Origin of the sequence: Gloeocapsa sp. PCC 7428, from assembly GCF_000317555.1 — a bacterium.
Taxonomy (GTDB): domain Bacteria; phylum Cyanobacteriota; class Cyanobacteriia; order Cyanobacteriales; family Chroococcidiopsidaceae; genus Chroogloeocystis.
The window spans coordinates 2552963-2566246 of the sequence record NC_019745.1 but is presented as its reverse complement, the minus strand read 5'-3'; the positions used below and the strand labels follow the sequence as shown (position 1 = coordinate 2566246).

The 13284-nt window shown below is 40.5% G+C and carries 10 protein-coding genes; 8 read left to right on the top strand and 2 right to left on the bottom strand.

Features of this window, described 5'->3' with window-relative positions:
* Nucleotides 1-35: 35 nt before the first annotated feature.
* From GLO7428_RS11175 to GLO7428_RS11155, 5 genes are all read left to right on the top strand, one after another.
* Entirely contained in the window at nucleotides 36-1031 is a 996-nt protein-coding gene (locus GLO7428_RS11175; protein WP_015188656.1) for an AraC family transcriptional regulator, read from the top strand.
* 319 nt (nucleotides 1032-1350) lie between these two features.
* A complete protein-coding gene (locus tag GLO7428_RS11170) occupies nucleotides 1351-1542 on the top strand; it encodes a hypothetical protein (protein WP_015188655.1) in 192 nt (63 codons plus the stop codon).
* A gap of 25 nt (nucleotides 1543-1567) precedes the next feature.
* Nucleotides 1568-1774 (top strand): type II toxin-antitoxin system PemK/MazF family toxin, encoded by a 207-nt coding sequence (locus GLO7428_RS29000; protein ID WP_231295582.1) that lies wholly within the window; start codon nucleotides 1568-1570, stop codon nucleotides 1772-1774.
* A gap of 402 nt (nucleotides 1775-2176) precedes the next feature.
* Entirely contained in the window at nucleotides 2177-4813 is a 2637-nt protein-coding gene (locus GLO7428_RS11160) for a TonB-dependent siderophore receptor (RefSeq protein WP_015188654.1), read from the top strand.
* Nucleotides 4814-4824: 11 nt separating this feature from the next.
* A complete protein-coding gene (locus GLO7428_RS11155; protein ID WP_015188653.1) occupies nucleotides 4825-5790 on the top strand; it encodes an iron-siderophore ABC transporter substrate-binding protein in 966 nt (321 codons plus the stop codon).
* A gap of 213 nt (nucleotides 5791-6003) precedes the next feature.
* On the opposite strand, the gene GLO7428_RS11150 is transcribed toward GLO7428_RS11155, so the two are convergent.
* Together GLO7428_RS11150 and GLO7428_RS11145 are read right to left on the bottom strand one after the other, a co-directional pair.
* Nucleotides 6004-6852 (bottom strand): DUF4351 domain-containing protein, encoded by an 849-nt coding sequence (locus GLO7428_RS11150; protein ID WP_015188652.1) that lies wholly within the window; start codon nucleotides 6850-6852, stop codon nucleotides 6004-6006.
* Between the two features lie 316 nt (nucleotides 6853-7168).
* Nucleotides 7169-7840, bottom strand: a complete 672-nt coding sequence (locus tag GLO7428_RS11145) for a hypothetical protein (protein ID WP_041919094.1) — start codon at nucleotides 7838-7840, stop codon at nucleotides 7169-7171.
* A 278-nt stretch (nucleotides 7841-8118) separates the two neighbouring features.
* Here GLO7428_RS11145 and pcrA point away from each other — a divergent pair, with 278 nt between their 5' ends.
* From pcrA to GLO7428_RS26020, 3 genes are all read left to right on the top strand, one after another.
* Complete coding sequence (gene pcrA, locus GLO7428_RS11140) at nucleotides 8119-10467, top strand: DNA helicase PcrA (RefSeq protein ID WP_015188650.1); 2349 nt, start codon at nucleotides 8119-8121, stop codon at nucleotides 10465-10467.
* 457 nt (nucleotides 10468-10924) lie between these two features.
* Entirely contained in the window at nucleotides 10925-12214 is a 1290-nt protein-coding gene (locus GLO7428_RS26025) for a serine protease (protein WP_015188649.1), read from the top strand.
* Nucleotides 12215-12709: 495 nt separating this feature from the next.
* Entirely contained in the window at nucleotides 12710-13216 is a 507-nt protein-coding gene (locus GLO7428_RS26020) for an META domain-containing protein (protein ID WP_051038422.1), read from the top strand.
* Nucleotides 13217-13284: the final 68 nt, after the last annotated feature.

The window sequence follows — 13284 nt, the reverse complement described above, 5'->3', positions numbered from 1 at the left end:
TGCAACTAGTTATCATTAATTTTTAAGAGCTAGTGATGACAATCACCTTGACAGACGATGACTACTTTGAACTACTAGAAAACGAACAAAATAGTACGTGCAACGTGTCCATAGAATCTGAGTATATTTACCAAATACCCAAACAACTTGGTAAAGGCTACTATCGACAGATTGAGGTATATCCTGACCTTTGGCTGAATATTGACGATCAACAATTTCATCATGACGTATTCATTAAAACTTCCGTTAATAACCATCCTCTCCAGTTTGGGGTCATAACTTTAGGGGAGTACACGCATTCTTATGGGTTAGTTGGAGAAGATAATAGTTTTATCTCTGGTGGTGGGGTACAACGTAAATTTGAGGTGTTATTTCGCCAGTTTAAAAGAACTGTAGGTATTGAAATAGAAATGCCGCCAAAGTTGCTAGCGACTTTCTTTCCAGGAGAAGATGGTGGAATGCTACCTCAGTTGAAATTTTTGGCAAAAGAAAACGACTGGCAGACATTACTTTTTCCCAAAGCGAATGTAGAAGTAAAAAGAGTCGCGCAGCAAATTATTAATTGTCCTCACCAAGGAACTGCTAAGCGGATATATTTGCAGAGTAAAGTTATAGAATTGATCGCGTTGCAGTTGGTGCCTTTTTTAGAAGGTGGGCAAGACGCTGCGGGAAGGCAATCGTCACCGCGCTTAAAGAAAGAAACGATCGCCAAAATTCATTATGCCAAGGAAATTCTACTTTCTCGTTTAGAAAACCCACCGTTATTATCAGAATTAGCGCAACGGGTAGGTATCAGTGAGAGTTCGCTGCAAAGAGGATTTCAGATACTTTTTGGCACAACGGTATTTGGTTATTTAACAAATCAACGCATGGAACACGCACGGCAACTGTTACGCGAGCATAATTTAACTGTTGCCGAAGTCGCTAATATTGTAGGATACGCTCATTTAGGACACTTTGCGGCTGCATTTAAGCGCAAGTTTGGCATCACACCGCGCGAATTTTCGGGCAAAAAGCGTGTTCCTTTATGAGTTAATAAGTAGATGGTTAAAAATAAATGTAATATCAAAATTGGTAATTGGTAATTGGTTAATATAGTAGTTCTAAATCATTCATGAACACCGCTGTTCACTTTTCTCTCTTGTGAACTTATTGATAAAAGTCTTGCTTCAGTGTACGAAAGTACACTTTGCTTGAGTAGCCCCTGACTTCAGTCAGAGGGCGTTTGTGATTCATGCAAGAAGTCTAATAAGTTGAGTTTAGTGACACGCTTGTGACTGAGTAGCGTCAATTGAAATCAGATAGTATGATAAAATAATCCTACATATTTATCCGACAAAATTTAGAGTTATGAGTAAGAAAATTAATATTACACTGGATGAAGAAGTTTTAGAGTTTGTGGATCGGTCTTCTAAGAATCGCAGTCAATATATTAATAAAATTCTTCTTAGAGAAAAGAAAAAAAGTCTTCTAAAGGAATTAGAAGATGCATACAAAGAGCAATTGAAAGATCCTGAATTCTTAGAAGAAATTACTGTTTGAGATGTTACCGTAGGTGATGGATTAGATGCCTAACGGTCAGTTAATCTACAAGCGCGGTGATATATGGTGGGTCGATCTGAAGCCTGTGGTAGGTAGTGAAACAGATAAAGGGCGACCTTGCTTGATTCTGCAAAATGACATCGGAAATCAAAATAGTCCTACTACAATTATTGCGCCAATTCTACCAGGGGCAAAGACTTTCCCCTTTGTAGTTAACATAAAGGCTACTTAGCGCAATGGTTTAGATAAAGATCGCGATGTTTGCCTAAGTCAGATGAGGGCTGTGGATGCTAGTCGAATTAAGCGTAAACAAGGCGAAATAAAAGATAAATGTTGGAATGCTATTAGAAAGGCTATCTTCATTGAGTTAGGATTTGATGCGGTTTTCACCTAAGCGGAATGCAACGATCGTCTAGACATCGCATCAATAAAATAATCTTCTGATATTTGCCAAGGTTAGCTAATGAATCGCCATGGCATCACCCCGCGCGAATGTTTTTTGAGCAAAAAGCTTGTATCGGGACGTAAGACGGTTTCAGGATAGACTCAACTTATTGAACTTCTCTACACTTTGGGTTATTGCAACTAAGAAAAATCTGCAATAAGCCATAATTTTAGCTGTATGGGGAGTGGTATGAATTGGCGGTTGGTTTTTGGTGGTAAATGCTGCGTGCGATCGCATAGCGTAAGAAAAGCGTATTCACTCAACATCTATTTTTGGTTGGTAGTGAGTGCGCTAGGAGGTATCAATAGTGTCTTTATTCAACCCGTACAAGCACTTGAATCGGAAAAGAACGCAGTTGTCACAGAAACAAAAATTAGAAGAATCCGTGAAACCCCATTTCCAGCTACAAGTGTTAAAGAATTACTTTCGCAATCGCCAACCAATACTCCGTCTTTAGTACAAATTACCGAAGTCGAAGCAGTTCCTACCGATCAAGGTGTCGAGGTCATTTTACAAACTCCTTTCGGCGAACAATTGCAAGTAACAAACCGCAGCAGTGGCAACAACTATATTGCAGATATTCCGAATGCTCAACTGCGTTTACCTATTGGTGATTCTTTTACATTTCGCTCAGAAAAACCAGTTACCGGAATTACAGAAATCACAGTTACAAATTTTGATGCTAATACTGTGCGAGTATCGATTATCGGTGAAACCGCACTACCAACCATTGAGTTATTTGATAGCGATCGCGGTTTAATTATAGGTGCAATCGCGCCTGTACCTTCTGCACAACAGCCACCTGCTGAAGATGAGCCGATTGAAATTTTAGTAACAGGAGAACAAGATGGCTATCGCGTACCCAATGCCAGTGTAGGCACAAGAACCGATACACCTCTGCGCGATATCCCCCAGTCGATTCAAGTCATTCCACAACAAGTGTTACAGGATCGCCAAGCAAGAAGTATTACAGAAGGCTTGGAAAATACTGCTGGCATTACCTCAATTGTTAGCCCTGCTAGCGGCAGAGACTACTTTACTATCCGAGGCTTTGAAACTTACGGCGGCTTTCTAATCAATGGCATTCCCGATCCACAAATTTCTAGTGATGGTAGTTTTGTCAATGCGGAACGTTTGGAAGTGTTGAGAGGACCTGCTGCTGCTTTATATGGCGAAACTGGATCTATTAGTGGCACCATCAATGTTGTGACTCGACAACCGTTAAGTTACCCGTTCTACGAAGTGAGTGCGACAGCTGGCAGCTATAACGACTATCAAGGTGTAATCGATCTCTCTGGACCTTTGGATGATACGGGAATGCTTCTCTATCGCTTGATTGTTAGCTATCGCAACTACAATAGTTTTCTAGATTTTGATGAAAATACTGAAACTTTTATCGCTCCGAGTCTGGCGCTGAGATTCAGTCAAAACACCGACCTTGTTATCGAAGGCGATGTCAATATTTTGGAGCAAAATGGACGAGAAGCTCAACCGATTTTAGGCACTGTATTAGAAAACCCCAATGGGGAAGTCAGCCGCAGTTTCAACGCCGCAGGTCCTTTAAACAATGAACAGAGGATTAATGGCAGAATTGGATATCGCTTAGAGCATCGTTTTAATAATAACTGGAGGTTGCGTAATGCCTTCCGTTACACATTTTATGCTGATGATAATAATAACGGAGAACCGATTATCTTCTACGATAGCCTGGCTGATGATAACCGTACTCTCAACCGAGGCTTTCTAATTGGCAGCCAATTTTACAATAACTTTAATCTGGATACCAATCTACTTGGCACATTTAACACAGGTACAATTGAACATCAACTTCTTATTGGCTTTAGTCTAAATCAAAATACAACAGACCTCAACTATGAATTTGGAGATGCTCAACCTGTAGACATCTTTAACCCTGTGTTCGATCAAACTGTAAATCCTACAGGACAACTTTCGACAGACAGCTTTACGACTAGAGGCACATTTGGAGTCTATCTCCAAGATCAAATTGCGATCGCAGAAAATCTTAAACTGTTGTTGGGTGGACGAGTTGATTTCTTTGAGGAAACCCAGGACGATCGACTAGCAGATGAAGAAACTAGTCAATCAGATACCGCATTTAGTCCACGAGTGGGCATTGTCTATCAACCCCTACCGCCGATTTCTCTTTATGCTAGTTATGCTCGCTCGTTTGCACCGACGATCGGTATTGCTGCGGGTGGAGATACATTCCGCCCAGAACGAGGAACACAGTATGAAGTAGGCATCCGAGCCGACATCACTGACCAACTTTCAGCCAACCTTGCCTTATACGATTTAACTCGCTCGAATGTGACAACTCCTGATCCGAACAATCCAGTCTTTTCAGTGCAAACGGGAAGGCAACGAAGCCGAGGTGTCGAGTTGGATATTAGTGGCGAGATGACACCAGGATGGAATATTATTGGAGGCTATGCCTACACCGATGCCAGAATTACCGAAGACAACGATCCAACAATAGAGGGAAATCGACGGTATTCTGCTCCAGAACACTCGTTTAGTCTATGGACAACTTATAGAATTCAAGATGGTGATTTGCAAGGTTTGGGGTTTGGTGTAGGTGTGTACTATCTTGGCGAACGATGGGCGGATAATGCCAACACAGTGGAGTTACCTAGCTTCTTCCGCACTGACGCAGCAATTTTTTATGAGCGCGATCGCTTCCGTGCTGCTGTAAATTTCCGCAACCTGTTTGATGTAGAAAATTATACTAGTGATTACGGCTCTGGAACTTTTGTCAATCGGGGTGCTCCTTTCACTGTGCTGGGAACTGTTTCTTGGCAGTTTTGAGTTAGATAGTCATGAGAATTTCTGTTCGCCGCTTCGTTTATTGGCTTGTCTTGGGAATCTTAACCGCAACAATACTTATAGCTTGCAATAGCGTTAACACTACCCGCGTAACAAATAACCAACCGCAAGCCGAAAACTGCCGCATTGTCAAACATACAATGGGTGAAACTTGCGTTCCTCGTAACCCGCAACGAATTATTGTCCTGAGAGAAGATACTTTAGCTAACAGTTTGGCATTAGGTGTCAAACCGATCGCATCGGTGTTTGCATCAGACCTGCCGCTACCGAGTTATCTTCAAGGTAAAATCGATGGCATTGAATCGGTTGGCGGATATGAAGCTCCCAGTATCGAAAAAATGTTACAACTTAAACCCGACTTGATTTTGGGTAACTTTTATTACTCGAAGACTATCTACAATCAGCTATCTCAGATCGCGCCTACAGTTATCTTGAACATCCCTTATCCGCCTCCTTCTTGGAAAGAGCAATTAGAAGAACTTGCTCAGGTATTAGGTAAAGAAGATGTCAGCCAGAAATTGATAAATGACTATTGGCAAAGAATTGAAAAACTCAAACAAGCGTTAGGAAACCGTCACTCCCTCGTAGTCTCCGTTGCCAGTACAAGTTCACAATACGGAATTTGGGCATACGGACAACAGCATTTTTCAGGAACGGTTCTCAACGATGTCGGGCTGCAACGTCCGCCAGCACAGCAAGGAGATTTCTTTTATGTCGAAAATATTTCGGAAGAAAAGATCGCTGATATTGATGGAGATGTTCTTTTCTTTTTGACTTGGGAACCAGAGAATGACAAGAAAGCGCTAGAGAAGCTCAAACAAAGACCCTTATGGCGACAACTCGAAGTAGTTCAACGCAATCAAGTCTATTTCGTAGGTACACATTGGCATGATGCAGCTTATTTTGCCATTAATATGATCGTTGATGACTTGTTTAAATACTTGGTAAATACACCTTAATTCTATTCTTTTGCAAAGTAAGAGCGATCGCTCCTTTGCAAAGCAATTATTTTACTTATATAGCCATCTTGTTTAATTTGTGAAAAATATTTTTTAACGAACCGCAGAGACACAGAGTTCACAGAGGAAGAGTAAAGAGAGGTTTTTCACAAATGATTTAGAACTGCTATATATTTGAAATTTCACCCAACGAAATTGAAATTTAAGTTTAATCTAAGTGCTTTGACTCAACCAAGCTTCTAAATCTGCAATGTGCTGAAAATCTAAGAGTGCTTCAGCCAGATTTTCTACTTGTTCTAACGACAGCGATTCAATTTGAGTTCGCAGAACTTGCGGTAACTCTCCTACACGCCGATTCAGTTGACGCAGCACAAGCGATTGTCCTTCTGAATAGCGTCCGCGTTGTTCACCGCGTTGTTCACCAATTTGTTCTCCCTCAGCCAAAATTTCTTGATAAATCACGGATTCGCGCATCATCCCCTCCCGAAATATTCGTTGTATCAACTCCTTGTTGAATTTTAACCCTGCTAATATTTGAGTATACGCAGCAATTTCAGGTTTTTCGACTTCTTCGAGTTGATTAACTTTTTCTACAACTTGCTGTAATAAGGTTTGCGGTTGCGTCGTTGCCGTTAATGGTGCAAATGGTAATAAAGCTGGATTGTCTAGAAATTGTGCAGCATCTTCCTCCCACAGTCTCAGCACGCGATATTCATGACGAGTTGTTTCTACGTTAAAGGAATTTTCAATGATTGTCTCTGGTGCGCTTGGGAGTAATACTACTACTTGCGTAATCGGGAGGCGATATAACCGATACAACCTTACCCAATAATCGAGCATTCGTAAAGGTAATGGTGGCGTTGATGCAATTACAGTTTGAAATTCTAAATGTAAAATGCGCCCTTGTAGCTGTAAAAATGTCACGTAATCAGCGCGAATTGGTTCAATGCTTAATTCGGTTTTGAGGACTTTAACTTCAGTTTGTGGTGTACCTAACACCCAACTAGCAAAGACAGCAGGATATTTTTCAGATAGGAGTTTGCAGAGATTGTCAAACGACATTAAAACTTGATGGCAGTTCCACTAACTATTCTAAAAAGATATTACTACAAGTCGAAAACAGTTAATTATTACAACGCGCAATTAAAGCTACTAAAAAATGAGTAGGAGGAATATGAAATTCTAATGCTTACTATCTGCTAAGTGCAATCGCAATTACTCGAACTTTGCAACATAATCAGATTGCTTTCCAGATGAGTGTTATGAAGTTAATAGTAATATAATTACATCCAAATAATAGATGAAAAACGATCGCCCTTAAAACGTATCTGTTGCTACAGAGGGCGATCGCACGTCACTTTACAGTAAATCCTTATAGTTATTGATGAAAAGGACAGCCATTCGCGATCGCTTTTTCACCTGATGTCAGTTTTCCTAAAAAAGAATTAGTATCAAAATAATGTTCTAGTAATTCAATTTTGAGATCGTCAGTCACCCGCGCTACACTAATACCAACGATTTCTACAACTTCTCCTGTAGGTTCATGTCCTTTGTAAGAACCGCTAAAAGTTCCCCAATGACGCCACTTGAAAGTTACATTAGGTGGTCCTGCTAACACTTCAATAAGTTCCCATAAAAAACCATTCGGAAAGGTATCATGAAAGATTTTTCCTGATGATTCAAAATCTTCAGACTTAGCACTATAATGCTCTGATTCTCCTAAAAATAAGTTGTAAGTTCCCGCAGCAACAACATCGTTAGCTGTGTATTCTGGCTGATTATTTGTCCGCATCCGAAACTTATCAGCAACAACAGATAACCACTGTTGAGGATTCGTCTTAAACGAGGCTTCCATTTCAAAAGTTCTGACTAAATTTTGGACGATCGCCTCTAAAGAACCTTCGATATGATTGTATTGACTTTGCTCTTTGAGTGCTGCATTATTACGCGAGTAGTCTGGTGGTTCTCCGTAACGCCACTCAGCATCACTTCCTTGCGCAATCACCGTATCTCTGTCTTGAACCCACAAAGGTGTATTTGATGTGCCCATAATTGTCGTTTCTGCTACTCGAGAGGATTTAATTTGATAGAGTTTACCAAACTGTAAATTGCGCATAAATGCGAAATTTACTGAAAATCTCACTTGAATATTTATTCTTGGAGATAATAACAGTGATACTACTGAACTCCAGTCAGCTTAATATTTGCTAAAGATTTACATCTGGGTTGCGATAAGTAGGAAGCTACAAACATCGCATAAGTTTTGTAATATAAGTCAGACAGGATATATCTTTTGCAGCCCTGAGCGCGATCGCACTTCTTACACCCATGACGACAAGTATTGACTTTCTCCATAGCCTCAATCCGAGTCAACGCCAAGCTGTAGAACATTTCTGCGGTCCAATGTTGGTCGTTGCTGGCGCAGGTTCGGGTAAAACACGAGCGCTGACTTACCGAATTGCCAATCTGATTCTGAAACACCGCGTCGATCCTGAAAATATCCTGGCTGTTACCTTTACTAATAAAGCCGCGCGGGAGATGAAAGAACGCATCCAGAAGCTGTTTGCCCAACAAATTGCGATTCGTGACTATGGAAAGCCCTTAGAAGCGTTAGCACCCCACGAACAGACAAGTTTGCGATCGCGCGTGTACAAAACTATCATTAAAGATTTGTGGATTGGTACTTTCCACAGCTTATTTTCCCGCGTGCTGCGATTTGATATTGAAAAATATCAAGATGAAAAAGGACGGCGTTGGAATCGCAATTTTTCAATTTTTGATGAATCCGATGCGCAAAGCCTTGTCAAACAAATAGTTATTAAACAACTTAATTTAGACGATAAAAAGTTTGAACCGCGTTCGGTACGCTATGCAATTAGCAATGCGAAAAATCAAGGATTAACTCCCCAAGAGTTTGAGCGTCAACAACCCAATTATCGCGGGCGCGTTATCGCTGAAGTTTACAGTCAATATCAAAGCGCTTTAGCCGAGAACAACGCTTTAGATTTTGACGACCTCATTCTCGTTCCTGTACAACTCTTTCAACAAAACGAACAAGTATTAGGCTATTGGCATCGCAAATTTCAACATATTTTAGTTGATGAGTATCAAGATACCAACCGGACGCAATATGACTTAATTCGGTTACTTGTTACCAACGGAGAAACGAATAAACAAAATTGGAATTGGCAAAATCGCTCGATCTTTGTCGTTGGTGATGCCGATCAGTCAATTTATAGTTTCCGCATGGCGGATTTTACAATTTTACTAGAATTTCAATCTGATTTTGGTGATGGTTTGCCTGATGCTGATACTCGCACTATGGTAAAACTAGAAGAAAATTATCGCTCTAGAGAAAACATTCTGCAAGCCGCCAATGAACTAATAGAAAATAATACTCAACGCATCGATAAAATTCTCAAACCTACGCGTGGGGCTGGCGAACAAATTTATTTATACAAAGCTGATGATGAAATTGCGGAAGCGCAGTTTGTCATTAATCAAATTCGCAATTTAGAACGCCGCTATTCTGATTTTGATTGGGGTAGTTTTGCTATTCTCTACCGCACTAATGCGCAATCGCGACCGTTTGAAGATACTTTAGTACGGTGGGGTATTCCTTATACAATTGTTGGTGGGTTGAAGTTTTACGATCGCAAAGAAATTAAAGATATACTCGCCTATCTGCGGGTCATTGTTAATCCTTCAGATACCGTAAGTTTGCTGCGTGTTATTAATACACCGCGCCGTGGTATTGGGAAAGCAACGATTGATGCTTTAGTAAGTGCAGCGCAAGAGTTAAGCATCCCAGTCTGGGAAATTATCAGCGATGAGACATCGGCGGGTACTTTAGCAGGGCGATCGGTTAAAGGTGTAACGAGTTTTGCGCAATTAATTAGTCGTTGGCAAGAACAAGTAGATATTACTCCGGCATCGGTTATTGTGCAAGCAATTATGGAAGAATCAGGTTATATTCAAGACTTGAAAAATCAAGGCACTGATGAAAGTTTAGATCGATTGCAAAACTTACAAGAACTCTACAATGCTGTCGTCCAATTTGAAGAAGAAAGCGAAGATACTTCTTTAGAAGCTTTTTTAGCTAGCACTGCCTTAAATTCTGATTTAGATAATTTAAAAGAAGGACAAAAAACCGTTTCTTTACTAACACTACACGCGGCTAAAGGGTTAGAGTTTCCTGTGGTTTTTCTAGTAGGAATGGAACAAGGTTTATTACCTAATTTCCGTTCGTTAGACGATCCAGATTCCTTAGAAGAAGAACGGCGCTTGTGTTATGTTGGCATTACTCGCGCGCAAGAACTATTACATCTTTCACACGCGCGCGAACGTCGGCTTTATGGTTCGCGCGAACCGGCGATTCGTTCGCAATTTTTGACAGAGTTACCCGAAGAATTACTTGCAGATCAACAGCCTGCGAGTCGGAGTTACACAAAACCACCAAGTATTGCTTCGCGAAGCAGAGAAGTAGCAGCAACTCCTGTAAATACAAGTCCGCAAAATTGGCAAGTCGGCGATCGCGTGTTACACAAAACCTTTGGAGTTGGTGAAATCACTCATGTTTTCGGTTCTGGAAATAAAGTATCTGTCGCGATTAAATTTCCCACATTAGGTCAAAAAATTATTGATCCGAGAATCGCCCAGTTGCAACGAGTAAATTAATCTTAAAACTACTTGCTTTTTGTCATAGATTGAGCATCTGCCTTTAACTTAGGTTTGAACCACTTGAGTGTAGCCATCACAAACTGGCTATGCTTGGCGATCGCGGGTTTCAAGTGAAATCTTGAATAAATTTTAGTAACATTCAATACTTGCTCAACTGACAACAGCGAGCCTGTATTCATATCACTTCACTGTTTTTCGCCTCTGGTTTTACAAGCTATGTAGTTTTACATAGCTTGACATGAATAAATGTTACAAAATCTTGGATACTTCCGGAAAGGCAAGATTTGACGTTGAGGGACACCTTGCAGCCAAGTTTTGAGAAGGAGTTTCAATGTTTATGAATGGTAAATGATTAATAGGCTATCGCATCCCACAGTGACGAATTATTGCTCACCAAAGCGCTGAGCCAAAAAATTAACTGTTGCCATAAATTTCTGTGCTTAATAAATTAATCATGAACAATATGCACATATCAATTACACAGTCATTAACTATTGCATCAACTGGATTACTACTAAGTTTGCTAAGTAGTTATGGATCTGAGGCACTTGCCCAAAACCGTGATGTTGCCGTAGTCGTAGTAGGACAACAACAACCGTTGTCTCCAACGGCGATCAAAAACTCTTTGCCACACAGGAATTCTCTAGCACCACTATATCTTCCTAATCTCACTCCATCTAGCCAAGCAGAAATCAACCAAAGTGGAGTAACGCCAGGAGTAGCGACACCAGGGAAGGTTTCTAATCAAGGAAATCGCATGAATGGAGAGTTTTCTACAAATTCAGCAGATAACTCTATTATTCCTCAAGCTTTTGGCTCTTTTTCAGTACCATACACTTCCAAAAGAGTGTCACATCTGCCTACTTCAGCCGTAGGTGCTGGTTCTAATGCCTACCTCAGCGCTACTTATCCTTATCGCACTATGGGAAGGCTCACATTCAACATCGGTTCTAGAACTACTCATTGTTCTGCAACTTTAATTCGTAGAAGTGTAATTGTCACTGCTGCACACTGCATTCAGGACTTTGGCACTGGTACAAGTCTTTTCTCAGGTTTCACATTTACACCAGCATCTTATAATGGCTCTGCTCCCTATGGAAGTTGGGCTTGGGAATCACTTGTGAGACCTGCTTCTTGGGCAAACGGAACCGATACAGGAAGTGGAGCGGCTAGAAACAATGACTTAGCGGTTATTGCTTTGCGCAAGAATTCCCAAGGTCAGTTTATTGGAGATATAACTGGATATTTAACTTACGGTTGGAATAATTATTCATTTGTTAGCTCTAGTCGTACAGGTAATTTATCAGTTGCTGCACTTACCACCACTGGATATCCAGCATTATCAGATTCAGGTCGGATTATGCAAAGATCTGATGGGCCTAGTTATCTGACCACAGTTAGTGGTGCTAAGCAAATCTATCAAGGTAGTAATTTTACTGGTGGCGCAAGTGGAGGAGCTTGGTTAGCTAATTTTGGATATCAAGAGCCCGCTTTCTCTGGAGGAGCAAATGCAGGCAATGCATCTATACCTAACGTAATTGTCGGTGTCACTTCTTGGGGTTCTATTGATCCAAATTCGCCAAAAGATAATTACTCGTCTCAATTTGCACAAAATACACAATACCCTTCTAGTAGTTATGGTACTTTTGGAGCCGGCAATATTGGTTCTTTGCTGAACACATTATGCTCCTCAAGACCTTCGGGTAGCTCCCAGACTTTTCAACAACTAGGATATTGTAATTAATATTTACCAATAGTTAGGTGTTATTAATTGTTTGCAATTAATGCCTTTAGAGGTTACAATCTCGCCGCCTATTAAAGGCATTTATTATAATATAAAAAATTATTGGATTGAACCAAAATAAATACATAGCAGAGGTCAGGGGGGCAAGGCACTGCCTTGCCCATAGAGGTCTGAGGTCAGGGTTGAACATTAGTTAGGGTAATGGTTATTCGTACCTTCAATGTCCTAACTACCCCAACGAGACTGCTATAGTAGCAATTGCTTGTAAGTTTATAATTGCACAGACTTTTATCGACTGAGATTTCTACTTTTTTCTAATCACAGCATTCTCATTCTGACAGCGTTCTATTTTACTCTCTTTATACGCGATTGTAGAGGGAACAGGAAACAGGAAAAAAGTGTCTTTAAGTTTTACCTAGCTTTGAAAAAAGAGGATAGGGATATTCAATTTCTACTTCATTTATAGATAAGAGGTTATCCATCATGCGAACAAAGATGGTTGCACTCAAACTTTTTTTAGTACCATTGAGTTCTATCTTAATTACCACGGGGGTTGTCTTAAGCTACAGTCTTAGTTTATTGGCTGGTACAACGTCTTCTTTAACCCAATTACTTCCTATGTCCTCCGAATCCTCTTCGCAGTCTGATATAGCTTTGAAAAATTCTTCTTGGCAACTTGAACGTTGGGAACGTCAAGGGTCTGTTGTCACTCTTGTACCCAAAACCAAGATATCTCTGCGTTTTGAAAACAATCAAGTAAATGGTTCTGGGGGATGTAATAGTTTCAACGGCTCCTATAATTTGGTGAATAATCAACTTTCTGTAGGCGCATTAAGTGCAACTCGAATGCGCTGTGACGAACAAGTAATGAATCAGGAATCTCAATTCTTTTTTGCTCTCCAATCGGTACGTTGTATTGCGACTGATGCTTCAGGTCGTTTAATGTTATTTTATAAAGGTGGTACGAGTGAGGGAGTGCTGTACTTTGTAAAAGCAAATTAGAACCGTCTCACTGATGACTTATCTTCTGTCTTTTCAGCAAAGGGAAATGGTAAAAACAAACGATTGCT